Annotated in this window: 21 protein-coding genes and 1 riboswitch; of the genes, 5 read left to right on the forward strand and 16 right to left on the reverse strand. The window is 49.3% G+C overall.

Annotated features, from left to right (window positions below; translation table 11 throughout):
- Positions 1 to 106: 106 nt before the first annotated feature.
- From argB to argC, 4 genes are all read right to left on the reverse strand, one after another.
- Positions 107 to 1,012: an acetylglutamate kinase gene (gene argB / locus DWZ40_RS17180; protein WP_118544085.1), complete on the reverse strand. Its 906-nt coding sequence runs from the start codon at positions 1,010 to 1,012 to the stop codon at positions 107 to 109.
- 126 nt (positions 1,013 to 1,138) lie between these two features.
- Positions 1,139 to 2,365: a bifunctional glutamate N-acetyltransferase/amino-acid acetyltransferase ArgJ gene (gene argJ / locus DWZ40_RS17185; RefSeq protein ID WP_118544106.1), complete on the reverse strand. Its 1,227-nt coding sequence runs from the start codon at positions 2,363 to 2,365 to the stop codon at positions 1,139 to 1,141.
- A gap of 95 nt (positions 2,366 to 2,460) precedes the next feature.
- Positions 2,461 to 2,925 carry a GNAT family N-acetyltransferase gene (locus DWZ40_RS17190; protein ID WP_118544086.1) on the reverse strand — a complete coding sequence of 155 codons (465 nt, stop codon included), beginning with the start codon at positions 2,923 to 2,925 and terminating at the stop codon, positions 2,461 to 2,463.
- Positions 2,926 to 3,084: 159 nt separating this feature from the next.
- Positions 3,085 to 4,125 (reverse strand): N-acetyl-gamma-glutamyl-phosphate reductase, encoded by a 1,041-nt coding sequence (gene argC, locus DWZ40_RS17195; RefSeq protein ID WP_118544087.1) that lies wholly within the window; start codon positions 4,123 to 4,125, stop codon positions 3,085 to 3,087.
- A gap of 398 nt (positions 4,126 to 4,523) precedes the next feature.
- Here argC and DWZ40_RS17200 point away from each other — a divergent pair, with 398 nt between their 5' ends.
- Positions 4,524 to 5,753, forward strand: a complete 1,230-nt coding sequence (locus DWZ40_RS17200; protein WP_118544088.1) for an argininosuccinate synthase — start codon at positions 4,524 to 4,526, stop codon at positions 5,751 to 5,753.
- Positions 5,754 to 5,843: 90 nt separating this feature from the next.
- Positions 5,844 to 7,190, forward strand: coding sequence for an MATE family efflux transporter (locus DWZ40_RS17205; RefSeq protein ID WP_118544089.1), 1,347 nt, complete (start codon positions 5,844 to 5,846; stop codon positions 7,188 to 7,190).
- Here DWZ40_RS17205 and DWZ40_RS17210 read toward each other — a convergent pair.
- The 4 genes from DWZ40_RS17210 to DWZ40_RS17230 form a co-directional block, all read right to left on the reverse strand.
- On the reverse strand, positions 7,177 to 8,109 hold the full coding sequence (locus tag DWZ40_RS17210; RefSeq protein WP_118544107.1) for a DMT family transporter: 933 nt from the start codon (positions 8,107 to 8,109) through the stop codon (positions 7,177 to 7,179). The genes DWZ40_RS17205 and DWZ40_RS17210 overlap by 14 nt on opposite strands.
- Before the next feature lie 111 nt (positions 8,110 to 8,220).
- Positions 8,221 to 9,267, reverse strand: a complete 1,047-nt coding sequence (locus DWZ40_RS17215; RefSeq protein WP_118544090.1) for an FAD:protein FMN transferase — start codon at positions 9,265 to 9,267, stop codon at positions 8,221 to 8,223.
- A 374-nt stretch (positions 9,268 to 9,641) separates the two neighbouring features.
- Positions 9,642 to 11,150, reverse strand: coding sequence for a UDP-glucose--hexose-1-phosphate uridylyltransferase (gene galT / locus DWZ40_RS17225; RefSeq protein ID WP_118544092.1), 1,509 nt, complete (start codon positions 11,148 to 11,150; stop codon positions 9,642 to 9,644).
- Positions 11,151 to 11,405: 255 nt separating this feature from the next.
- Positions 11,406 to 11,951, reverse strand: a complete 546-nt coding sequence (locus tag DWZ40_RS17230) for a Gx transporter family protein (protein ID WP_118544093.1) — start codon at positions 11,949 to 11,951, stop codon at positions 11,406 to 11,408.
- Between the two features lie 87 nt (positions 11,952 to 12,038).
- Between DWZ40_RS17230 and DWZ40_RS17235 the strand changes: the two genes are divergently transcribed.
- Positions 12,039 to 12,386, forward strand: a complete 348-nt coding sequence (locus DWZ40_RS17235; protein WP_118544094.1) for a NusG domain II-containing protein — start codon at positions 12,039 to 12,041, stop codon at positions 12,384 to 12,386.
- Between the two features lie 104 nt (positions 12,387 to 12,490).
- On the opposite strand, the gene metK is transcribed toward DWZ40_RS17235, so the two are convergent.
- The 4 genes from metK to DWZ40_RS17255 form a co-directional block, all read right to left on the reverse strand.
- Positions 12,491 to 13,678, reverse strand: a complete 1,188-nt coding sequence (gene metK, locus DWZ40_RS17240) for a methionine adenosyltransferase (RefSeq protein ID WP_118544095.1) — start codon at positions 13,676 to 13,678, stop codon at positions 12,491 to 12,493.
- Between the two features lie 87 nt (positions 13,679 to 13,765).
- A riboswitch (SAM riboswitch) is annotated at positions 13,766 to 13,885 on the reverse strand.
- 216 nt (positions 13,886 to 14,101) lie between these two features.
- Entirely contained in the window at positions 14,102 to 15,130 is a 1,029-nt protein-coding gene (locus tag DWZ40_RS17245) for a hypothetical protein (RefSeq protein ID WP_118544096.1), read from the reverse strand.
- 213 nt (positions 15,131 to 15,343) lie between these two features.
- Positions 15,344 to 16,636: a UDP-N-acetylglucosamine 1-carboxyvinyltransferase gene (locus DWZ40_RS17250; RefSeq protein WP_118544097.1), complete on the reverse strand. Its 1,293-nt coding sequence runs from the start codon at positions 16,634 to 16,636 to the stop codon at positions 15,344 to 15,346.
- Positions 16,637 to 16,790: 154 nt separating this feature from the next.
- Complete coding sequence (locus DWZ40_RS17255) at positions 16,791 to 19,265, reverse strand: hypothetical protein (RefSeq protein ID WP_118544098.1); 2,475 nt, start codon at positions 19,263 to 19,265, stop codon at positions 16,791 to 16,793.
- A gap of 293 nt (positions 19,266 to 19,558) precedes the next feature.
- Between DWZ40_RS17255 and DWZ40_RS17260 the strand changes: the two genes are divergently transcribed.
- Complete coding sequence (locus DWZ40_RS17260) at positions 19,559 to 20,518, forward strand: DUF5688 family protein (RefSeq protein WP_118544099.1); 960 nt, start codon at positions 19,559 to 19,561, stop codon at positions 20,516 to 20,518.
- Positions 20,519 to 20,586: 68 nt separating this feature from the next.
- Here the strand turns inward: DWZ40_RS17260 and feoB are convergent, their stop codons facing one another.
- The 4 genes from feoB to DWZ40_RS20400 form a co-directional block, all read right to left on the reverse strand.
- Positions 20,587 to 22,662: a ferrous iron transport protein B gene (gene feoB, locus DWZ40_RS17265; RefSeq protein WP_118544100.1), complete on the reverse strand. Its 2,076-nt coding sequence runs from the start codon at positions 22,660 to 22,662 to the stop codon at positions 20,587 to 20,589.
- Positions 22,655 to 22,894, reverse strand: coding sequence for a FeoA domain-containing protein (locus DWZ40_RS17270; RefSeq protein ID WP_118544101.1), 240 nt, complete (start codon positions 22,892 to 22,894; stop codon positions 22,655 to 22,657). Before DWZ40_RS17270 ends, feoB begins: the two co-directional genes overlap by 8 nt.
- Before the next feature lie 87 nt (positions 22,895 to 22,981).
- Positions 22,982 to 24,970: an excinuclease ABC subunit UvrB gene (gene uvrB / locus DWZ40_RS17275; protein ID WP_118544102.1), complete on the reverse strand. Its 1,989-nt coding sequence runs from the start codon at positions 24,968 to 24,970 to the stop codon at positions 22,982 to 22,984.
- A 24-nt stretch (positions 24,971 to 24,994) separates the two neighbouring features.
- A complete protein-coding gene (locus DWZ40_RS20400) occupies positions 24,995 to 25,369 on the reverse strand; it encodes an AzlD domain-containing protein (protein ID WP_118544103.1) in 375 nt (124 codons plus the stop codon).
- A 211-nt stretch (positions 25,370 to 25,580) separates the two neighbouring features.
- Here DWZ40_RS20400 and DWZ40_RS17285 point away from each other — a divergent pair, with 211 nt between their 5' ends.
- Positions 25,581 to 25,904 carry a hypothetical protein gene (locus tag DWZ40_RS17285; RefSeq protein ID WP_243035380.1) on the forward strand — a complete coding sequence of 108 codons (324 nt, stop codon included), beginning with the start codon at positions 25,581 to 25,583 and terminating at the stop codon, positions 25,902 to 25,904.
- Positions 25,905 to 25,984: the final 80 nt, after the last annotated feature.

Consider the following 25,984-nt stretch of genomic DNA (forward strand, 5'->3'; position numbering starts at 1 on the left):
TCCAGCAACTTTTTCATCAGTTCAGGCTGACTTTCTGGAAATTTTTTCTTTCCTCCGCCAGCCTTATTTCTATTTTTCTGCACACGGCTGAAAAACACTCATTTTTCTACTTGCTCTCCTCGTGGAAATACCGCGCATCTCCATCCTTATAAATTGCGGTACCGATACCACGGTTGGTAAAGATTTCCAGAAGCAGGCAGTGTGCGATCCGGCCATCCAGGATATGGACGCGGGACACACCATTCTCGATCGCATCGATGCAGTTCTGCAGCTTCGGAAGCATGCCGCCGCCCAGGCTTCCGCTGTCTACAAAGTCCTGTGCCTCTTTGACGGTCATCTCGGAAATGAGGGAGCTCTTGTCCTCGAAGTCGCGGTAAACGCCCTCGACATCGGTCAGGAATGCCAGCTTCTCGGCGTTGACTGCACGGGCAATGGCGCAGGCTGCGTCATCGGCGTTGATGTTGTAGCTTGCATAGTGCTCGTCAGAACCGATCGGGCAGATGATCGGGAGGAAATCCTTCTCTAACAGATCGTAGATGATCTGCGGATCTACCTTGGTGATCTCGCCTACAAAGCCAATGTCCTCGCCCTTGGAAAGCTTCTTCTCACAGCGCAGCAGCATGCCGTCTTTTCCGCTGATGCCGACTGCCTTCACGCCCAGCTCATTGACCAGCTGGACCAGGCTCTTGTTTACCTTGTTTAACACCATCTCTGCAATTTCCATGGTCGGCTCATCGGTGACGCGCAGGCCGTTTACAAAATGCGGTTCCATGCCAACCTTGTTGACCCAGCGGCTGATTTCCTTACCTCCGCCGTGTACGATGATCGGCTTAAAGCCTACCAGCTTTAACAGTACCACATCCTGGATGACCTGGTGCTTTAACTGCTCGTCTACCATGGCGCTGCCGCCGTATTTGACAACAATGATCTTGCGGTTGAACCGCTGGATATATGGAAGGGCCTCAATGAGGACCTCTGCTTTCTGTAACTCGGTGATCTCAGAACTTTTCATAATCGTCTCCTCTCCGCGGGCTGTGCAGGATCTGACGCAGTCCGTGCTCCTTCTGTTTTCCACACTTTTGTTTTGCAGGTTCTACTCTGCATGTTTTTCTTCTGCCTGTCTCGATTTGATCAGAAATCAGGAACGGTAATCCGCGTTGATCTTTACATAGTCAAAGGTCAAATCGCATCCCCATGCAGTTGCACTTGCATCGCCCATCTTCACATCAGCGATCGCGGTTACCTCCGGCTCGGACAGGATCCTGGTTGCTTCTTCCTCGCTGTAGTCCAGTGCCACGCCGTCTTTGATGATCTGCATGCTGCCTGCTGCACTTTCGAAGAACAGGTCCACCCTCTCCGGGTCGAACTGTGCTCCGGAATAACCCATCGCGCAGAGGATACGTCCCCAGTTTGCATCATGTCCGAAGATTGCTGCCTTGGTCAGGCTGGACGTGATGATGGACTTGGAAAGGGTCACTGCCTGTTCCTTGCTCTCCGCACCGATAACCTTTACCTCAAACAGTGCGGTACAGCCCTCACCGTCGCCAGCCATCTTCTTTGCCAGGGTCTCATTGACGTAATTGAGTGCCTTGCAAAATTCCTCATAGTCTGCGTTCTTCTCGGTGACCTCTGCATTGCCAGCCATACCGTTTGCCAGAAGCAGGCAGGTATCGTTGGTGGATGTATCTCCGTCTACGGAGATCATGTTGTAGGTGTCCTTGACATCGGCGCTGAGTGCCTCCTGCAACAGCTCTTTGGAAATGGCAAGGTCGGTGGTAACGAAGGAAAGCATGGTGCACATATTCGGGTGGATCATGCCGGAGCCCTTGCACATACCGCCAATGGTAACGGTCTTTCCGCCGATCTCAACCTGAACAGCAACTTCCTTTTTCTTCGTGTCGGTTGTCATGATGGATTTGGCTGCCTCGGTACCGCTCTCGATGGTGCCGGAAAGCTCCGGAGCCATGGCGGTGATGCCTGCTTTTAACTTATCCATCGGAAGCTGCATGCCGATCACACCGGTGGATGCCACTAAAACAGCGCTCTCTGGAACGTTCAGTGCTGCGGAAGCTGCTGCGGCAGTCTCTGCGCAGTAGCCCATGCCCTCTGCGCCGGTACATGCGTTTGCGATGCCTGCGTTGATGACAACCGCCTGTGCGTACTCAGACTCTTTTACGATCTTCTGGTCCCATTTGACCGGGGCTGCCTTTACGATATTCGTGGTAAAGGTTCCTGCTGCCTTACACGGCTTCTCGCTGTAGATCAGCGCCATATCTTTTCTGTTCTTGTATTTGATGCCTGCTGCAGTTGATGCAGTCTGGAATCCTGCTGCAGCGGTTACGCCGCCTTCGATTACTGTATACATCTTATGTTCCTCCATGTTCTGACCGATTTTCTTTTCTCTTTCCGGTCTTCTTCTGGCATACCGAATCTGCATACTCTGCAGATTCCCGGCACTTGTTATTGTATAAATTTGGTAATATTCTCTTCATTCAGCACGAAATCATAATAGTTCACATCGCTGCGCTCCACCCAGCCCACGTTGTGCCAGAACTCATTGCCGACCTCGTTGGATTTAAAGGCGATCAGGCTTACTTTGTTGATGCCTTCTGCCTGAAGAGCCTTCATAGCGAAATGCACCATGCGGTGTCCGACTCCGTGCTTGCGGTAATCCGATGCCACACACACATGGTAGAAAAAGCCGGTCCGTCCGTCGTGTCCGCAAAGGATGGCGCCTACAATGCGACCATTCTGCTCAGCCACCACGCTGGTGGTGGGATTGCGTTTCAAAAACCGCGTCACGCCTTCCCTGGAATCGTCGATGGAGCGGATTCCGAAGCCCTGAATGCTCATCCAGAGTTCATAAACTTTATCATAATCTTCCGGGGTCATCTCCCGGATCAAAATACTCATGGTTCCTGCCATGTGATGCTTCCTTTCCCGGTACTACCAGTTTCCTTTTGTTTGCTTTCTTTCCGATTGCTTTTTCCGGTTGTTTTTTCGACTGTTTCCGTCTGCTGTTCCCATTTCCACATTCCATTTGGCGGGGAAAAACGGCCGGAAGCAATTTTTCCTCTTACTATTCTACGGGAATACCGGGATCTGCTTCAGTCCGGTATTTTCCGGCAGTCCGAACAACAGGTTCATATTCTGCATGGCCTGTCCGGCTGCTCCTTTTACCATATTGTCGATTGCGCCCATCATAACCACGCGGTTAGTTCTCGGATCCAGTTTGAAGGACACGTCTGCAAAGTTACTACCCTCTACCCAGCGTGTCTCCGGTGCCATCCCCGGCTCCAGGACGCGGACGAAATATTCATGCTGATAATACTTGTCGTAAATGGCCTTTACCTCTTCTGTCGTTACTTCCTTTGTAAGGGATGCATACGCAGTTACCAGAATACCACGGTTCATCGGAACCAGATGCGGGGTAAAGCTGATGGTAACCGGCTTTCCTGCCGCATGAGATAACTGCTCTTCGATTTCCGGGGTGTGACGGTGTCCCGCAACGCCATAGGCCTTCATGCTCTCGTTGACTTCACAGAACAGGCTGGAAACCTTTGCGCTTCTGCCTGCACCGGAAGTACCGGACTTCGCATCGATGATGATGGTGTTCGGATCGATGATGCCTTCCTTTACCAGTGGATACGTGCTTAAGAAGGAACAGGTCGGATAGCAGCCCGGGTTCGCGATCAGTCTTGCGTGTTTGATCTTCTCACGGTTGATCTCCGGAAGTCCGTATACGGCTTCCCCGATAAACTGCGGGGTTGCATGTTTGATCTTGTACCATTTCTCGTAAACGTCTACATCTTTAATACGGAAGTCTGCGCTCAGATCGATGATCTTGGTCTTGGATAAGATATCCTCGGTCACCTGGGATGCACAGAAACCCTGCGGGGTTGCGGTAAAGATCACATCTGCCATCTCTGCAAGCTTTGCCATGTCATCGTCTTTGCAAGGCTCGCTTACTGCGTGTGCAACGTTTCTATATATAGAAGCAAAATCTTCCCCGACATAGCTTCTGGAACCGTACCATACCAGTTCCACATCATCTCTCTGAAGTAATAAACGGGCCAGCTCCGCTCCTGCGTAGCCGGTTGCTCCGATAATTCCAGCCTTAATCATAGCCGTTCCTCCCTATTGTTCATAAATATACACTTTTGGATGCTTATAACTGTCAAATACCCTCACAATCATAAATATTCCTAAGATTTTTGATTTTCATTATAAGTACTTTTTCATCACAAGAAAAGACCTTTTTCCAAATATTCTCATTATGTACAAAATGTGTTCCTGTACATGAACAAGAATTTTCTGGACTGAAGTAACTGCAAATACGATGCACCAGTTCCTGCGAGACTTCATAATTATACATCTGTTTTGCATAATATGCAATCTTTTTTTGAAAAATATGCAATTTAGTCTTGCATAATCCGAAAAACTGTTGTATATTTATGAAGTCTTACATGACAAGGGAAATTCAAAACATACATTTTTATAGACTACTCAAGGAGGATTTTGAGATGAAAGAGAAAGTTGTTCTTGCATATTCTGGCGGTCTGGATACCACCGCAATCATTCCGTGGTTAAAGGAGCATTTCGATTATGATGTTGTATGCTGCTGCATCGACTGTGGTCAGGGCAGTGAGTTAGAGGGTCTTCAGGAAAGAGCAAAGCTTTCCGGCGCTTCCAAATTATACATCGAAGATCTGGTAGATGATTTTGCTGAGAACTACATTGTTCCGTGTGTACAGGCAAACGCTACCTATGAAAACAAATATCTGTTAGGTACTTCCATGGCCCGTCCGGCTATCGCAAAACGCCTCGTTGAGATTGCAAGAAAAGAAGGCGCTGTTGCTATCTGCCACGGTGCAACCGGCAAAGGCAATGACCAGATCCGTTTCGAGCTCGGCATCAAGGCACTGGCTCCGGACATCAAGATCATCGCTCCATGGCGTATGACCGATGTATGGACCATGCAGTCCCGTGAAGACGAGATCGAGTACTGCAAGCAGCACGGCATCGACCTTCCGTTCGCAGCAGACAGCAGCTACAGCCGTGACCGTAACTTATGGCACATCAGCCATGAGGGCCTGGAGTTAGAGGATCCGGCAAATGAGCCGAACTACGATCACCTTCTGGTACTCGGCGTAAGCCCGGAGAAAGCACCGGATCAGGGCGAATACGTTACCATGACCTTTGAAAAAGGTGTTCCGACCAGCGTAAATGGCGAGAAGATGAAAGTTGCTGACATCATCCGCAAATTAAACGAGCTGGGCGGCAAGCACGGCATCGGTATCGTCGATATCGTAGAGAACCGTGTAGTCGGCATGAAATCCCGTGGTGTTTATGAGACTCCTGGCGGAACCATCCTCATGGAAGCTCACAAGCAGTTAGAGGAGCTGGTTCTTGACCGTGCTACCATGGAAGTTAAGAAAGAGATGGGCGACAAGCTGGCTCAGGTTGTTTACGAGGGCAAATGGTTCACCCCGCTGCGCGAGGCAATTCAGGCATTCGTAACCTCCACCCAGGAATATGTAACCGGAGAAGTAAAATTCAAACTGTACAAGGGCAACATCATCAAAGCTGGTACCACTTCTCCGTATTCCTTATACAGCGAGTCTCTGGCATCCTTCACCACCGGTGACCTTTACGACCACCACGACGCAGACGGCTTCATCACCCTGTTCGGACTGCCGCTTAAGGTTCGCGCAATGAAGATGGCTGAACTGAAGAAGAACGAGACAAAATAAGACGTAACTATGATATAGAACCCGAAAAAAGCCGCTAAAGCGGCTTTTTTCGGGTTCTGCAACCATAAATATAAAAAGGAAGATTCTACTATGTCCAGTTCTATGACAAAAGGCAACCCCTTACGGGTGATGCTGCAGTTTGCCTTTCCGCTTCTGGTCGGCAACCTCCTGCAGCAGACCTACAATATCATTGACGCCGCCATTGTCGGCCAGAATCTTGGTGCACAGGCACTGGCCAGCGTCGGAGCCAGCACCAGCATCCAGTTTATGGTCCTTGGTTTCTGTATGGGAAGCTGTACCGGTTTTGGAATTCCCGTAGCAAAATATTTTGGTGCGGGGGATCTTGCGCACATGAAAAAAATCATTTTCAATGGTGCCATTGTGACTGCAGCCATTGCACTTTTCATCACAACGGCCTGCGCCCTGCTTTGTCCGTGGATCCTTCACATTCTCTCTGTGCAGAGCGACATCTACGACAATGCCTACGCCTACCTGATGATCATTTTCCTGGGTCTGCCCTTTACGCTGCTTTATAACTATCTCTCCAGCATCCTGCGTGCAGTCGGAGACAGCCGGACACCGTTTTTGTTCCTCGCTTTTTCCGCCGTGCTGAACATTTTCCTGGACCTGTTTTTTATTCTTGTTGCAGGCTGGGGTTGCGCAGGTGCAGCCTTTGCCACAATCGCATCGCAGGCCGTCAGCGGAATTCTCTGCCTGATCGTGATCATCCGGAAAATGGAAGTCTTATGGCTTACCAAAGACACGCGTGTGGTAAGCAAAGATGCGATCACGGAACTGCTTTCCATGGGACTGCCTACCGGGTTCCAATTCTCCATCACTGCCATCGGCAGCATGGTCATGCAGTCTGCCAACAACAGTCTTGGAGGCGATTACGTTGCCGCATTCACTGCTGCCGTAAAACTGAAGCAATTCACCATGTGCCCCTTTGACGCCATTGCCACCTCGGTCTCCGTCTTCTGCAGTCAGAACTACGGTGCCGGAAACATTGACCGGATCCGCAAGGGACTTTGGGAAGGCATTTCGGTTGGTGTCGGATACGGAATCTTTGCCGGTATCATCCTGATCTTCGCCGGTCGCCCGCTCTCCATGCTCTTTGTAAGCCAGGATGCAACCGGTGTTCTGGATGCATCCGCAAAATATCTGCGCTGCATGGGCTACTTCTACTGGAGTCTCGGTATCCTGAATGTCACGCGCATGGTCACGCAGGGACTGGGACACTCCGGAAGAGCTTTCTTCTCCGGCGTCACCGAGATGATCGCCCGCACCATCGTGTGCCTTACCTTTGTCAAAACGTTTGGCTTCACCGCCATCTGCTTCACCGACCAGACCGCATGGATTGCGGCGTGCTGTTATATTGCGCCGACATGCTTTTACTGCCTGAAGAAAATATCGAACAATATTGTTACTTCACTTTAAACAGCTTCTCGGTCGGTATCTGCACCAGCAATACCGCTGCAAACACCAGCACACATCCGAAAAGCTCTCTTCCAGAAAGCTTCTGGCCCAGAATGATCCATCCGGCCAGCACGGAGAATACGGACTCCAGACTTAAGAGCAGGGATGCGACCGTCGGGTCTACGCCATTCTGGGCTACGACCTGAAGCGTGTAACCGACACCACAGGACATAACGCCCGCATAAAGGATTGGGGCTGCTGCTGCCACGATCGCGCTCCAGGTCGGATGGTCAAACAGGAGCATCGGCACACTCGCGATCACTCCTGCCGTAAAGAACTGGACGCAGGAGATCACGACGCCATCTGCCTTCGGGGAAAAATAATCAATCACCAGGATATGGACAGAAAAAACAACGGAACAAAGTAACACCAGCCGGTCTCCTGCTCCAATGGAGAAGGATTCGGTGATGCATAAAAAGTACATGCCGACTGCCGCGATCACTGCGCTGATCCAAATATTCAGCCCGATTTTTCGCTTTAAGAAAAGGCCCATAAACGGCACAATGATGATATACAGTGTCGTGATAAACCCGGCTTTTCCCACCGTTGTCTGGCCAATGCCAAACTGCTGAAGGCAGCTTGCCAGGCACAGGATCGTGCCACAGCAGATGCCGCCGATGATTCCCATGCGGGTCTGCTTCTTTTTTTCTTCTGCTGTCAGTGTCTGCCACATGCTGTCTTTTCTTCCGTGCAAAAAGAAGATGCACGGGATCAGGACTGCCCCGCCAAGCAAAAATCTGCAGGTATTGAAGGTAAAGGTTTTTACATAATTGAGTCCTTCACTCTGCGCCACAAATGCCACACCCCAGACAAGAGCAGCAAGAAGCAACATAAAGCTGTTTCTCGCGGTTTTTCCCGATTTATGTGTTGATGGTTCCATATCTTTTTGTATCCTCCGATTTCCCTTTTTCTCATTTCCAGCGGCTTGCTTTCCCAAAACCATCTCCCACACAGTTCCTACACGGATCGTATGCATTTTCTTATGTCACAATTACTGGTCCACATATGCCGCAAATCCGCTGCTCTGCGTTTCTTTGCCATCGGGATATACCCACAAGGCTTCGACTCCGTCCAAAGATTCCACAAATTTCATACCCTCTTCCGGCTTCATATTGAAGACCGCTGTAGAAAGCGCATCTGCCTTTGCGCTATCGCTGCATAAGATGGTAACAGAGTCATAGGTATTTTCCGGCATCAGGCTATCCGGATCAATGATATGATGATACCGAACGCCATCTACCTCATAGTAACGCTGGTAGGTTCCGCTAGTAACGAGGCAGGTGTCTGCAAGCTTTAACACATGCAGATACGATTTTGCCGCGCTGGTATCCGGGTTCTGGACGCCGACCCGCCACGGCTTGCCATCTGCCTTCAGACCGATGGTTTCCACGTTGCCGCCAAGGCTCAGAAGTGCGGAAGTGACACCGGCTTCTTTCAATGTTTCTGCCAGACGTTTGGTTGCATAGCCCTTGGCAATGGCTCCCACGTCCAGACTCATTTCTTCGTCTGGAAGATACACAGTCGATGCTCCCCGGTCAATCTGGATCTGTTCGAAATCCGTATGCTGTGCTGCTTTTTCCAACTCCACAAGATCTGGCACCCGTGCACTGTCCGGATCTGCCATGCCTTCCTCCCGGTATTCGTGCCAGATAGAAAGCACGCTTCCCATCGCCACATTCACCTTTCCGCCGGTCTCCTCGTATTCCTGCCGGGAAAACTCCAGCAGATCCAGAATCTCTGGATCTACCGTTACCGGGTCGATTCCCGCATTATCATTGATGGTCTTGATGTTATTCACGCCATCGTAATTGTCATAAATATCAAACAGTTCATGATATTTTTCCAGCGTTTCCTCTGCCAGACTCTTATATTCCTGAAATTGTTCTTCACTCGCCGCGCAGATCGTGATGCTTGTGATCGTATCAAAATAATCCAGATACTGCGCATCGTAAGCCGTCAGCTTCTGCCTGTTTCCGGAGCAGCCCGCCAGTAACAGAGCGGAGGCTGCCGCCAGAAGAACGCAACTTGTTCTCTTCATGTTTCACCCGCTTCTTTGCTACAGTCACATAAAATATGATACGACTGCAACATTTCTTTTTCTTATTCTTTTCTTGTTTCGTATCCGTCTGCTATCCAGACCTGCACAGACTGCATTTTCGCGTTTTTCTGCATTTCATGGCATCGCAATTTCTGCATTGCTTTGCCCGCATTTGCACAGAAATTCATTTCCAGACCAGCGCACAGACCAATTCATCATAGCACAAAAAAAGAATGTTGGAAAGCCAGCATTCTTTTTTCGTCCATTTATTTATCTGTTTCTTTTCTCACACAGGATGATCTAAATTCCTGTGTTCCTTTTTTCTGAGCACAATGAATTGGGTTCATCTTCAAGAATCATTGCAATTTTATTTTTTACTTTTTTTCAAATCCAACCGATGCCAGGAACCGTCCAAAGGCCTCTCTGCCTTCCGGCGTGCATTTGTATACACCTGCATCCTCCAGAACGCGTGCGAATACCTTTCCGACCTCTTCCCGCAGGATTCCATCTACATTTTCACGGGTGATGGAAGCATAATGCGGACGGAATTCCTCTACCCAGTCTGCATGCTTTTCAAGCACTTCATCGGAGTGGATGTCTTTGCCTTCTACGATCGCATCAGCCAGCTTTGCCAGCTCGTCCTTTAAGCGGGACGGAAGGACAGCAAGGCCCATCACCTCGATTAAACCGATATTCTCTTTCTTGATGTGGTGCAGCTCCTGGTGCGGATGGTAAACGCCCAGCGGGAACTCCTCGGTTGTGATGTTGTTGCGCAGCACCAGATCCAATTCATAATAAGCCCCATTTTTGCGCGCGATCGGCGTAATGGTGTTATGAGGCTCTCCATCCGTTTCCGCATAAATAAATGCGTCTTCATCGGTGTAGCTGCGCCATGCCGTTAACACCTTCTCGCCCAGGTCGATCAGGCGCTCCGGCTTTTCTCCACGCAGACGAAGTACCGACATTGGCCAGTGCACAATGCCTGCCTGGACATCTTCAAAACCAGGCATCGTAAATTCCTGCTCCAGTCCGGCCTTCGCCATGGCAAATGTATAATGACCGCCCTGGAAATGATCGTGGCTTAAGATCGAACCGCCTACGATTGGCAGATCCGCATTGGATCCCAGGAAATAGTGCGGAAACTGCTTTACAAAATCGAACAGCTTCACGAACGCAGAGCGGTCGATCTTCATCGGGATATGCTGACCATTGAAGACAATGCAGTGCTCATTGTAATACACATACGGGGAATACTGGAAGCCCCAGCGGCTCTCATTCACCGTAATGCGGATAATGCGGTGGTTATTTCTTGCCGGATGGTTTAAACGTCCGGCATAGCCCTCATTTTCCATGCAGAGCAGGCACTTCGGGTAACCACTCTGTTTTGCCAGTTTTGCAGCCGCAATGGCCTTCGGATCCTTCTCCGGCTTGGACAGGTTGATGGTAATGTCCAGATCGCCGTATGGTGTACTGGTCACCCACTTCTGGTCCTTGCATACACGGTAACGGCGGATATAATCCGAATCCTGGCTCAGCTTGTAGAAATAATCCGTAGCTGCTTCCGGACCGCCCTCCTGGTAACGGGTCCAGAACACACGCTCCACCTCCGACGGGCGCGGCATCAGGCAATTCATCAGCTTTGCATCAAACAGGTCGCGGTAAGCAATGCTGTTTTCGATGATGCCCTGTTCACAGGCATAATCCAGAAGTTCTTTTAATGTTTCCTCCAGATTAATCTCACCAAAAGTTTCCTCCGGCTCCTCATATTCCTCAAGCTTCAATGCCTCTAACAGCTGGTTTGTTGCGTAAATGCGGTCTGTCTCTGTGATCAGCCCAGTATCCAGACCATATTGCACCAGTTTTTTGATTGCAGTGTAAACCATACGATTGCCTCCCCATTTTCACGCATGACAGTTCTTTGTTGCCCCTCAGCACTGCCACACACTTACTATAAACCTCTTGTTTCCTGCCTTGCAACGGTCCTTTTGTTCCAGTTGCTCCAGACAGCTTATAGACTCAGTATAATCATTTTTTCTGCGGAATTCTATAGAATAATCTTTAGCATGTCTACGAATTTCTCTGCTGTATGATTTTTTCGTCCACTCTGCCTTACAGCACACAACAGGAGTTACCATTTTTTACCGCTTCATTCCAGAGACCACCGGTGCAATCCGCTCCGTCACCAGACCTCCCAAAAGACCAATGACCGCTCCAGTGATCACGCCAGCCACTAAAAGAACCGGCAGATACGAAAACACACCAGCTGTCCCGGTGATCCATGCCGCCATGGAAAGCTGGCCAATGTTGTGACACACACCGCCCAGGATGCTGACTCCGGTTTTATCGAACCAGTCCATCTTCTTTGCCAGTGCCATGGCTGCAAGGCTTAAAACTCCGCCAGACAGCGCATACAGCATACTTCCTGGATTACTGAACGTAAATCCGACCATAACAATACGGATCAGTCCTACTGCAATTGTTCCTGCTGCTCCCACCGTATAAAGCCCTACGACATTGACCAGATTGGCCAGTCCTAGCTTCATGCCCGGAACCGGCACCGGAAGCGGGATCAGGGCTTCCACGTAACTGAATATAAAAGCCAGGGCGATCAGGATGCCGTATAAAGCCACTTTTTCTGCAGGATTGTGCCCCTTGGCACGCCCTTCCTTCTTACTGTTTTCCAAATTGACTTCTCCTTATATCTGTGCTATAGTTGCGACACCATTATATCATTATATCATTATCTGTACTTTTCAGAAAGAGGTGTTTCCATGACAAAAAAGAAACGGGAACTGATTCTGGTTCTTTTCATTCTTCTGGTTGCCGCTGCAGGATTTTTCATCAACCATACCCTTCATCAAAAACCAGCCGCACAGCTGCAGATTACGGTAGACGGAAACGTCACACAAACGTTTGATCTGACCAAAGATACCGACACCATGATAGACGGAGTAAATGGCGGCACAAATCATCTGATCATCGAAAACGGAACCGCTTACTTCAGCGAAGCCTCCTGCCCGGATAAGGTCTGTGTCCACCAGGGGCGCGTATCACAGAATGGAGAATTGATCGTATGCCTGCCGAACCGCGTGATCGCAAAGGTTGTGGCACCGGAGTAACAATATCGCGCGGTAACAAACGAGGGGCGAAAGTTTCCACAGCCGCCATGCATGGCGGCTGCGGGAACTTTCGCCCCTTTGACTTACTGTACTAAATTGTTTTTTTACAGATATGCCTTCAGCACCTCAACCTTGTCGAGTTTCTCCCACGGAAGATCGATATCGGTGCGGCCAAAGTGACCGTATGCTGCGGTCTGCTTGTAGATCGGACGACGCAGATCCAGCATCTTGATGATACCAGCCGGTCTTAAGTCGAAGTTCTCACGGATCATCTCAACCAGCTTCTCGTTGGAGAGCTTGCCGGTTCCGAAGGTATCTACCATAATGGAGGTCGGATGTGCTACACCGATCGCGTAGGAAAGCTGGATCTCGCACTTGTCAGCCAGTCCTGCTGCTACGATGTTCTTTGCAACATAACGTGCTGCGTATGCTGCGGAACGGTCTACCTTGGTGCAGTCCTTACCGGAGAATGCGCCGCCGCCGTGACGTGCGTATCCGCCGTAGGTGTCTACGATGATCTTACGTCCGGTCAGTCCGCTGTCTCCGTGCGGTCCGCCGATTACGAAACGTCCGGTCGGGTTGATGAAGAATTTGGTTTCTGCATCTACCATATCTGCCGGAAGGATCTCATCAAATACATACTTCTTGATATCTGCGTGGATCTGCTCCTGGGTTACTTCCTCGTCGTGCTGGGTAGAAAGAACGACTGCATCCAGACGCTTCGGCTTACCGTTCTCATCGTACTCTACGGTAACCTGGGTCTTTCCATCCGGACGAAGGTAACGAAGAGTTCCGTCCTTACGAACCTTGGTCAGCTGACGAGCCAGCTTGTGAGCCAGTGCGATCGGGTACGGCATGTACTCCTCAGTCTCGTTGGTTGCGAAACCAAACATCATACCCTGGTCACCTGCACCAATGGCATCCAGTGCATCATCATCCATGGTGTTTTCTTTTTTCTCCAGTGCGGTATCTACGCCAAGTGCGATATCCTTGGACTGCTCGTCCAGTGCCACGATCACACCACAGGTATCGCAGTCGAAACCATATTTTGCACGGTCATAACCAATCTCGCGAACGGTCTCACGCACAATCTTCTGAATGTCCACATAAGCATTGGTGGTGATCTCACCCATAACCATAACCAGACCGGTGGTGGTGCAGGTCTCGCATGCTACACGGCTCATCGGGTCTTTTTCCATCAGCGCATCCAGGATCGCGTCAGAGATTGCATCGCACATTTTGTCCGGATGTCCCTCAGTAACGGACTCGGAAGTAAACAGTAACTTTTCCATGAAAATCCTCCTTAGAATAATAGTAAATGAAAACAAAAGAAAAGTCCGTAGCAACGCTGCGGACTTGATTTCTGATTCGATCAAATCCTCTTATTGCTCGATTTCTCGCTCAGGTTGGCACCTTCCGCACGCTCCTGCCAGTGGCATTTCGTGAGGGGTTGCCGTGACTTCACAGATCCTTTGTATCTCCATCACTCTGAATAAGGGATTACGCACTTTTCAGTTGTCAGTTAGGCGCAATTATCATCATAACTGTGTGTCATATCTTAACAGATACCTATAGGCTTGTCAAGGGGTTTCTCAGGATATTTGCATAAATGAGAAAAAATAGAGAAACTGCGCTTTCTGCAGACGCTGCATTCCCGGCAGCCAAAAAAGGACCGCGTCCATGACGCGATCCCAAAATGATTTTAAAATTTTCGCTTAGCGGGTTCTGCCCTGTACCCATGCACCAGATGCATCTACATAGTAGTTATCCGGAGTCCAGGTGTTGGTCAGCATATTACCGTTGGTCAGGTCACAGTAGTAATACTTGCCGTCGCCTGCCCGAATCCAGCCAGTGCGCATATAGCCTACGCTGTCAAAGCAATACCACTGTCCGTTGATCTGAAGCCAGCCATTGGTCGGGTAGGAACCATTTGCGTAACGGTACCACCAGCCTACGTTGTCTTTGATCCAGGAAGCCTGCTGCTGTGTGTTTCCAGGAGCATTCGCGGTGCTTCCGGAATTATTGGTTACGTTGTTAAACTCACCAGCTTTGATGCGCGCAAGCATATCTTCGTCTACATAAATGTAATCGGATTCGTACCAGTCGCCTTTTTTGTTGTTGCTGTTGACTGCACGTACCTTGAAGTAATACTCACCTTCTCTGGTGATGCTGGAAACAAAGTTATAATACTCGCTGCTGGTACTTACTGCACTTCCCACAGAGCTGCTGCCGCGGTATAAGCGCACCTGATAGCTTACTGCGCCTGAAGTGGTTTCCCAGGTTGCAACGGTGGAATTATCATTCTGCCAGGACACGTCATCAATCTCCATGGTACCTTCCAGATCGGCAAGCTTTACGGTAACGATCAATGTGGAGCTGGAATCTTCTCTTCTGGATGAAACATAGGTTGCCTTGTCGCCTTTTAATGTAACCTTTGCTTTGCTCATGGAAGCGAAATAGTAATCGCTGTCTGCCTCCATGGTAATCTCGACTCTCGGTACATCTCCGTCTACCCACTCACCGTCATCATTTACAATGTCGACATCGGTAACGTCATAATTGCTTCCGTTTGCGGTAGCGGTAACGCTTCCGCCGCTGTCACCTACTGCAATATCAGAATCGATCGTAAGGCTGACACTTGTAATTTTCGTACGGCTCTCTGCCGCAAACGCGGTTCCTGCTGCCAGTGCAGTAAGTAATGCCACACCTGCGAAAGCAGCCAGTTCTTTTTTCCATAACTTCATGTTGATTCCTCCTTTTACACATTTTTCTAAATCTTCTCTCTGTATTGCTACGGCTCTTCTGCAACTGTTTTTATTCTTTTCAGTCACGTCATCTGTTTGATTACTTATAGGATACAGGAAAAACGTGTACAGATTGTGTCCAGAACATGACAAATTCCATACAGGATTTAACGATTTGTTTACAATTCTTACCAAATTGCGTAAATTCTTTCATCAGCCTGTCTTTAAACGGAACTTCTGTGCTTCTTTCTCGGAATCTACCATTTCAATATCGGCTCCAAGGGCCTGGAGTTTTTCTTCGAATTTCTCGTAACCACGCTGGATATAACCGATCTCATCGACTACGGTAAAGCCGCTCGCAGACAGACCTGCAAGCACCAGGGCTGCGCCGGCACGCAGGTCCGGTGACTCCACACGGGCACCGGTGAATCCTTTTACCCCATCGATGACAGCCACATTGCCCTCCACTTTGATGTTTCCACCCATACGAGCCAGTTCGTCCACATATTTGAAGCGGTTCTCAAAAATGCTCTCTGTGATCATACTGGTGCCTTCCGCCAATGCCAGGGTAACTGCCATCTGCGGCTGCATATCGGTCGGGAAGCCCGGATACGGCAGTGTTTTGATATTGGTAGAACACTGCTTCGGTCTTCCTACCACACGCACCTCGTCATCGCCCTCGATGACTTCGCAGCCGATTTCAAGCAGCTTTGCAGAAATGGCTTCCAGGTGTTTCGGGATTACGTTCTTTACCGTGATGTCACCGCGGGTTACTGCTGCCGCACACATAAATGTTCCGGCCTCGATCTGGTCCGGAATGATGGAATAATCGGTTCCATGCAGCGTTCTGACACCGCGGATACGGATGACATCCGTTCCGGCTCCCTTGATATTTGCACCCATGCTGTTTAAGAAGTTTGCAACATCTACAACATGCGGTTCCTTTGCTGCATTTTCAATGATCGTCATGCCTTCTGCCATGGCAGCCGCCATCATGATATTGATAGTCGCACCAACAGAAACCATGTCCAGATAAATATGTGCACCTACCAGATCGATCGCATGTGCATGAACGGCTCCGCATGCAATTTCGATCTTGGCGCCCAATGCACGGAAGCCTTTTAAATGCTGGTCGATCGGTCTGCTTCCGATATCGCAGCCGCCCGGAAGCGGAACCTGCGCACTCTTATACTTGCCGAGCAGCGCACCAATGAAATAATAGGACGCACGAATGCGGCGGATATACTCGTCATCCACCGAAACTTCACGGATCGTAGAACCGTTGATCTTGACCGTATGGCGGTCCATCCGGTCTACACGGGCACCAATCTCCTGGATCGCCTCCAGAAGCACGTTGATATCCCGCACATCCGGAAGATTTTCAATGATCACGTCTTCATCTGTCATAATGGAAGCTGCCAGAATGCCAAGCGCGGCATTCTTTGCTCCGCTGATCACAACATCTCCAACCAGTGGACTGCCGCCTTTCATAATATACTGATTCATTACACACCTCTATATTAAAAGTAAACCTTTACAATTCTATTAAATCTTTATGATTATACCACAGATTCCGATTTTGTAAAGTAAAACCAGGACAGGCCTGTGCTGCTGTTTTGCATGGCGCAGGCAGGAATGGATTTTGCCGGTGCCACGCAGTCTAAGGCAGATTTACTGCACAGATAAAATCATTGCCGCGGACCCGGAAAAATTCAGTACTGTCATTGAGACCTGCTTTATATAATTCTCCAGTCTGTGGATTGTACACGGTGACGTTGTACTGGTCAAACCCGCAAAGGATCAGATACTGTCCCTCTCCGGTATAAGCCGCCAACGGGATTCCCTGGTCGATGAAATACAGCATCTGCATAAGACTGCTTCCGCGGGCATCCAGAACTGCCAGCTTTTCTGTTTCATAAACCGTACTTTCCGTAAAGCTATCCAGATGACGGGCCAGCGGTGCAAACGCAGACTGTACATCCCGGATATTCCGGATATTTCCACGTTTTACGCGGTTCCACAAGATATTGCGGTTTTCATCGGTCACAAAGCCCATCTGATCATAGGCAAGCTGCAGTGCCTCGGAAAAATCCGTGGTCACTTTTAGAAGATGTCCGTTTCCATACGCATAAAATTCCATATCCGGCAGCTGATAGTTGGACTTTAAATCCAGCCGGTCAGACTGTTCATAGCTTACCCGCTTCGGGGCCTGCATCCGGATGCTTCGTCCATTCTTTATTTCATCATCCAGCTGAACAAAATAAACCCGTTCTTTTTCCGGCGATGCGAACCAGCCAATGCCATCCAGTTTGCTGTTCTCGAGTTCTGCATTGCAGACGATGGTATCTTCCGGACTCTCCGCATAACTGTGCGCTCCGGTTTTTACAACCCGTTTCAGGTGGATGCGGCTCTCGTCTACCGTAACCTCAGAAATATAGGATCCGTTCTTCTCGTAGCTGGTTTCTTCCTGCATCTGGTCGTTGATGATGCGGACATTATACATAGGAAGATTCTCTGTACGTCCATTCACCTGCCAGGTATCCTCTGCCCGGGCTGTCCCATATACCAGATCTCTTCCCACAAATCCAAGTGTCCGGACATATTCTCCGTCACCAGCCCGGATATCGCGAGTCTCACCAGTCTCCAAATCCATCAGGTAAAGCGTCTGGGATTCGTAAAGGCTGTCTTCCTGCCAGGCGATCCTCTTTTTGTCACTGCTCACTGCAAAGGTTCCTTCCACCAGAGAATCTGCCAACACCATATTTTCGCGGCTGTTCATGTCAATGCCGTAGATCGCGTGGTCTACGTAGAGGTAGAGCATTCCACTTTCCGTCTGGCTCGCCAGCTGATCAAGATCGGATTCCAGCTGTTCATAGGACCCGGAATATGGAATAAAATAGCGCTCCTCCAGGGCATTTCCTGCCGAGGTGTAATGATATCCCACAATTCCATTTTCCCCTTCATGATTTCCACGGTTCATGTAGCCATATACCAGAAAATCCACATCGCCATTGTCATTTACCGACAATATTTTTATATCATGATGGTCATAGTTACTCCGTACGTCTGTACTGTCATCATCCCGGAAAGAAAATACCTTCACCGCGCGCCGGTCTGCAGACGCGTAGCTCCACAGGTCCCGGTTCACACGATATGCCGTAACGTTTCCGCCTGCGCTCTTTACCGCTTCCACCCGATCGTCCCCGGTGATGCCAAGCAGAATCCGTTTTCCGGAATACTCGCTCCGGTCCCCGGCAAAAATCTGATTCACGGTGCGGTCATACTGCATCAGATAAATACGCAGTTCGTTCCACTTCATGGTGAAATTTTCTTCCACCTCGTACGTTTCCTCGCCCCCTTCTCCCTGGCGTTTGGCCTGATAGGACAGCTGGACGCTGCACATCACTCCATCTAATTCCTTTAGCCGGATTTCCACATTTCCCTGTGGCTGCATGCCAAGCTTTCCCCATGTCAGCTGGGAAAAACTGGAATGGATGGAGGTATAGCCAAATGTCGTATTATCCTCCGACGGGCTGGTTTCCAGATACGTGGTCAGACTCCTTGCCTGCTCATAGTCAAACGTTTTCGTGGAAAAATCTGCTGCCAGATTGATCATGTCGCTGGCATGTTCTGCTGCATCGGTCCAGAGAATCCGGGTATAATAATACACCGGTCCGAAATTTTCGGTATCCAGCTGGATTTTCAGCTGATATTCCCGTTCCTTTGTAAGCAGATTCTGGATGGGCAGCGCTGCAAGAATTCCGTTCTCCGTCTGCTGCCAGTCTGTCAGATCCGTCTTTTCTACCAGACGTTCCCGGTCCATGCTGCGGATTTCATAATGGATGCCGGTAACACCGCCTCCGCTAATCTGTATATTCAGTGCCCGGTCCTCCGGCAGAATGGTCAGTGTCTCTCCTGCTGCTGCCGTATTCATCTCCTGACGGTATCCGTAAAGCCGGTTCATGCTGCGTCCCGCCATCTGCATGGTAATGCCCGGGAGCGTTGCAGATTCCATATCCATATATACGGCCTGGTCCTGACCGCTGTTCCACCGGTTATTTGCGAAAAAAAAGACGCCGAGCGCCGCCGCAAATACTCCAGACAAAATTGCAATTCGTTTTATGATGTGATTCATAGATCCGTAATTTCCTTAATTTATTTCGTATATTTTTATTTCATACAGTTTTATTCTACCCTGTTTTGTGCTTCCTCACAAGAAAATGTTTTCTTAATTTTCTCTTGCTATCTGCGCGTACATCCAGTATAATGAAACCATACATTCCGTCAATTCATAATAAAATCTTTATTTCAAAAATATCTTCTTGTGTCTGTTTTATGGAATTCCCATTTTTATTGTGAACCTATATTTTTACGTATTTTTTTTCGTATTTTTACTTCATTTTATTTGTATTCATTTGGAGGTATTTTATGGTATATGAAACATTTCTGGAAACTGTAACCAATAAACTTCAGGAAGCCCTGGGTGATTCCTATCAGTTTACCCTTCGCCCGCTCCCCAAAAACAACGGTGTCACCCTCGACGGTCTGACGATCCAGAGTCCAGGCTGCTGCGTTGCACCAACCATCTATCTCAATCCTTATTACGAACAATTCTGCCGCGGAACCGACATTCACGAAATCGTACACGATATCCTGAGGCTTTACCGTGCAACCCCGTCCCCGGCTTTTCTGCAGTCCGATTCCCTGGAACACTTTTCCAGTCTCCGCTCCCGGATCATGTTCCGTGTCATCCACACGGCATCGAACCAGATTCTCTTAAACGATCTTCCCCATCTTCCTTATCTTGATCTTTCCATTGTATTTTTTGTCTCCCTGGAACGCAACGAGGCCGGCCAGATGACCGCCCTCATCCACAATGAACATATGAACCGCTGGGATGTAACCGTACAGGATCTCTGGGAAGCGGCAAGCCGCAATACTCCGCTGGAATATCCGGCACAGATTCAGAGTATGACCGATCTGCTCCAGGAGATCGCAAAGAAAAATATGGGAGAACATTATGATCCGGAACTGATCCAGGAACTGCTGGAATCCGACGATACTGCACCGCTTTATGTGCTCAGCAACAGCAACGGACTCTATGGTGCCAGCTGTATGGTCTACCAGAACGTACTGAAGGACTTCGCAGAACACCTTCAGGCAGATCTGATTCTTCTGCCATCCAGTGTCCACGAAGTCCTTCTCACTCCAAATCTGGAACACTCTTCTTTTGAGGATCTTAGTTCTATGGTTACCTCCATCAACCGCCAGGAGGTTTCTCCGGAGGAACAGCTTTCCAATCAGGTTTACCTGTTCAGCCGGAAAGATGGAAGCCTAAAGGTCGTTTCCAACGCACCAAAACTGGTTGGGACATCCGCGCTGTCCTGATGCATTTCGATTCATTTCGCCTTTCCGGATGTCTCTGTCTGACGCATCTGCTCCGTCATTGAGATATTTTAGAAGATCCGGCTTCCGACCTGGTAAATGATCACGGCAAAGCACCACGCCAGAACGATCTGGAACAATACCATCCGGATTGTAAATTTTAAGGATCTTGTCTCACGCCGGATGGTTCCCACTGCAGCCACGCACGGGGAATACAAAAGACAAAATACCAAAAGTGCATAGGCATTCGCCATACCAAACCCGGCAATTCCAAGCACCTTAGACAGCTCTGCCATTCCGGCGGCAGAGTTGATATTGCTGATTCCATACAATACGGAAAAGCTGGATACCACCACCTCTTTTGCGGAAAGTCCGGAGATCAGCGCTACCGCGATCTGCCAGGTGCCAAGTCCCGCCGGTTTTAAGATTGGAACCAACAGCCGTCCGATTGCTGCCGCAAAGCTCTGCGTTACATCGGTCTCGTAACCGTGAATGCCAAAATTCAATACAAACCAGAGCACGATGGATGCCACAAAGATCGTAGTTCCGGCTTTTGTCAGATAATCCTTTACCTTATCCCATACATAGATTGCCACAGTTCTGGCATTCGGGGTCTTGTACTCCGGAAGCTCGATCAGAAGCGTATCCTCATCCTTATTCTTCTCATGCTTATGAAGGATAAAAGCAATCGTGATCGCCACAATGAGACCGATCACATACAGGGAATACGCCGCTAACATCGCATGCTCCTTAAAAAACATCTCTGCAAACAGCACATAGATCGGAAGCCTTGCGGAGCAGGACATAAACGGGGTGATCAGGATCGTGCGGCGGCGGTCACGCTCTGTCGCCAGCGCCCTGGTCGCCATGACTGCCGGAACGGTACAGCCAAAACCAAGAAGCATCGGAAGAAATGCCTTGCCGGACAGTCCGACACGACCCATGATCTCATTCATGACATAGGCAACGCGTGCCATATATCCGCTGTCTTCCAGAAATGCCAGTGCCAGAAACAGGATGAAAATGTTCGGCAGGAAGGTCAGGATACCGCCCACACCGGCTACAATACCATCGACTACCAGAGAGATCAGCCAGTCTGAAGCATCTACATGCTGCATAGCCGCCAGAAGTGCCCCGGAAAACCATTCCAGTCCAATCTCAAAATAGCCCTTTAAGAAATCTCCCACAGTAAAGGTTAAGAAGAACACCAGCGCCATAATTCCGAGAAAGATTGGAACACCAAACACCGGATGTGTCAGCCACGAATCGATGCGGTCTGTCGATGCCGATTTTTCGTCCCGGCCCACCATACATTCTTCCATGACCTCTTCGATATAATTATACTTCTCGTTGATGATATCTTTTTCGTAGTTTTTCCCTGCGATATGGCTGATATCCACCGGATGGTCTTTCATGACCTCCGGGTCCTGCTCCAGAAGCTTTACGGCATGCCAGCGCATGTTTTCCATATCGCCGTATTTTGCCCGCAGGATGGTTTCGATCTGCGTGATCTTTTCTTCGATTTCCTGATCGTAATGCACTACGATGCCCTGCGGTCCCTCTTCATAATGATGGACCACTGCGTGCATCAGGACATCCAGTCCGGTACGTTTTCTTGCAGAAACCGGGACAACCGGGATTCCGCCCAGCATCTCTGGAAGACGGTGCAGGTCGATCTCCATGCCGCGCTCTTCCACGATATCCATCATGTTCAGCGCCAGAATAACCGGCTTTTTCAGTTCCAGAAGCTGTAAGGTTAAGTAGAGATTTCGCTCCAGGGAAGATGCGTCCACCACGTTGATGATGACGTCGACCTCGCCTTCCTCAATACAGCGTCTGGTTACGATCTCCTCGATCGTGTAGGAGGTTAGGCTGTAAATACCCGGAAGGTCAATGACCTTGATCGGTCTTCCCTTATAATTGGTGCGGCCCTCCACACGCTCTACGGTAACACCGGGCCAGTTTGCCACTTTCAGGTTCGCACCGGTAAACGCATTAAAAAGCGTCGTTTTTCCGCAATTTGGGTTTCCTACGAAGCCAACGCGGATTTCGCGGTTGTCTGTTTTTTTGCCAGACTGGTTCGCGCTTTTCTCCTTTGTATTTTCCGGCTGTTCTGCCTTATTTTTGTTCTGCTGCATCTCAGTCATGGCTGCGCTCCTCCATTTCTGAAATCTCGATCCCGTCACTGATGCGCTTACCCACAGCCAGTCTTGTGCCGCGCACCTTAAAGATCACGGAACCACTTCCTTTCTTATTTAAAAGAGTTACCGGTGTCATGCTGTTGACTCCGAGTGCCTCCAGACGTCTGGTAATCGTCTCATTTACAGCCACACTGTTTACACGGTAGGTGTGACCGATCATTCCTTCACTCAATTTCATAGAAAACAACTCCTTATAGTTAGCTATTAGTAACCAGTACATAAAAATATACCCTTATTGATAAATTTTGTCAATAAGGGTATATTTTTAGGACTCCAGTTCCAACAGCGCTTTCTTCACTTCCAGCATCCGATCACGCAGCACAGCCGCCTCCTCGAAGTTTAATTCCGCAGCGGCCTGATGCATCTTCTTCTGGATTTCTTTTACCAGCTTGTTCAGTTCCTTGGCGCTCATGGACTCCAGATCCTTTTCATCTGCCGAAGGATCCTTTTCCGCAGCCTTGGAGATTGCGATCAGGTCCCGCACTGCTTTCTTGATGGTGGTCGGAGTTATGCCATGTTCCTCGTTGTACGCCTGCTGGATCTGGCGGCGGCGGTTCGTCTCCTCGATTGCCACCCGCATGGAATCGGTGATCGTATCCGCATACATAATGACATGTCCTTCGGCGTTTCGCGCCGCACGGCCAATCGTCTGAATGAGCGAAGTTTCCGATCGTAGGAAGCCTTCCTTATCCGCGTCGAGGATCGCCACCAGGGTGATCTCTGGAATATCCAGACCCTCTCGCAGCAGGTTGATACCGACCAGCACATCAAACACATCCAGACGCATATCGCGGATGATCTCCGCGCGCTCCAGCGTGTCGATATCGGAATGCAGGTACTTGACCCGGATTCCAATTTCTTTCATGTAATCCGTCAAGTCCTCTGCCATACGCTTGGTCAGCGTCGTGATCAGCACCTTGTGGTGTGCTGCCACCTCTTTGTTGACCTCGCCCACCAGGTCATCGATCTGCCCTTCTACCGGTCGGACAGAGATTTCCGGATCCAAAAGTCCGGTCGGACGGATGATCTGCTCTGCCCTGAGGAGCTCATGCTCTGCCTCGTAAGGACCGGGTGTTGCAGAGACAAACATCATCTGGTCGATCTTGCTCTCAAACTCTGTAAAATTCAGCGGACGGTTGTCGAGCGCCGATGGCAGGCGGAACCCATAATCCACCAGCGTGGTCTTTCGCGAGCGATCCCCTGCATACATACCGCGCACCTGCGGCAGCGTGATGTGAGACTCATCCACAATGATGAGAAAATCATCCGGGAAATAATCGATCAGCGTCCACGGTGGCTCTCCCGGTTTTCCAAACGTCAGGTGCCGGGAATAGTTCTCGATGCCGGAACAAAAACCCGTTTCCCGCATCATCTCCACGTCGAAGTTCGTCCGCTCCGAAATGCGCTGTGCTTCCAGCAGCTTATCTTCGCTTTTAAAGAAAGCCACACGCTCTTTCAGTTCCTCCAGAATATTTTCCGTGGCAAGCTGCATCTTCTCTTTCGGCACAACATAATGGGATGCCGGGAAGATGGCAATGTGGTTTAACTGCAGCTTTGCCTCTCCGGTCAGCGTGTCGATCTCCACGATGCGGTCGATCTCATCTCCAAAAAACTCGACCCGGTATGCCGCACTGTCAGAATAGGCCGGAAAGATTTCCAGTACATCGCCCCGCACGCGGAACGTACCGCGGTGAAAATCCATGTCGTTTCTGGTATACTGAATATCGATCAGCTTGCGGATGACCTCATCCCGGTCTTTTTCCATGCCCGGACGCAGGGAGATCACCATCTCCTGGTAATCAATCGGGGAACCAAGACCGTAGATACAGGAAACCGATGCCACAATGATGACATCCTTCCGCTCGGAAAGTGCCGCAGTCGCGGAATGCCGCAGCTTATCGATCTCGTCGTTGATGGCGGAATCCTTTTCAATGTAAGTGTCCGTGGACGGAACGTAGGCCTCCGGCTGATAATAATCGTAATAAGATACAAAATATTCTACGGCATTCTCTGGGAAAAATTCCTTCATTTCCCCGTAAAGCTGCGCCGCCAGCGTCTTATTGTGGGCAATGATGAGCGTTGGCTTGTTCAATGCCTGAATGACATTCGCCATCGTAAAGGTCTTTCCAGAACCCGTCACACCCAGCAGTGTCTCGAATTGATTTCCCTCTTTGAAGCCTTCTACAAGCTCGGCAATGGCCTGCGGCTGGTCGCCGGTAGGCTGATACTCGGAGTGTAACTGAAAATGATCCATAAGCGTTTTCCCCTCTTTCAAATTTTAGAATACCATCTGCACCAGCACCATATAGCACGCCGTCCCGGCTGCAATGGATACGAGCATATTTCTCCATTTCAAATGAAGCAGTACCGTAAGTACAATCGAAATGATTTCCGGCAAGCCATAACTGTCTCCAGTAAATTTCACATTTCTTAAACAATACACCACCAGCATGCTGAAGACGGCACCCGGCAGCATATTTACCGCAAGGAATTCCAGACTCCCGCCGAAGATCGTCATGCTCATGATGAGCGGATACCAGAATCCAAACCCAGACACATGCATGTAAATGCCATATGCCATACCCAGAAACCAGAACCCGGCAAAAATCGGGATCGTGTGGGGAAAAGCTGCCAGAAATGCTTTTCGTTTCATAAGCAAAAACCTTTCCTTGTGTAGAAATATATTTTAATCAGCATAGCATAACTGGTAAATTATTGCAATCGCACAGGAAATACAATATATTTTCCACTTTTCTTAATAATTTGATAAGAACTTTTATATTTTTTTATTTTTCAAACACAATTTAGACACATTTCCCCGCTATAGTATGTTCTTGTCCTAAAGGACAGAGGAGGAAAAAATTATGATGAAAAAAGTATTTAACAAATCCATGATTGCTGTTGTAGCTGCTGCTATGGTAGCTATGGGAATCACCGCTTGCGGCGGCACCAAAGAGGAGACTACTGCTGCAGAGACTACCGTAGCAGAGACCACCGTAGAGGAGACTACTGTAGAGGAGTCCACCGAGGAAGAGGAGTCTTCCGAGGAAGAGGCTTCTGAGGAGTCTGTTGAGGCTGAAGACGCTTCCAAAGAGGATGCTTCTGTAGAGGAATCTGACGAGGCTGAGGAGTCTTCCGAGGAGGAGGCTTCTGAGGAAGCAGCTGAGGAGACCACTGCTGCGAACTAACGATATCATACAGTAAAACAAAGGGGCGAAAGTTTCCACGGGGCTGTCGCACTAGCAAATATTTTTTGCTGGGCGGCAGC

It is taken from the genome of Clostridium sp. AF32-12BH, from assembly GCF_003477935.1.
Classification (GTDB): Bacteria; Bacillota; Clostridia; order Lachnospirales; family Lachnospiraceae; genus Brotaphodocola.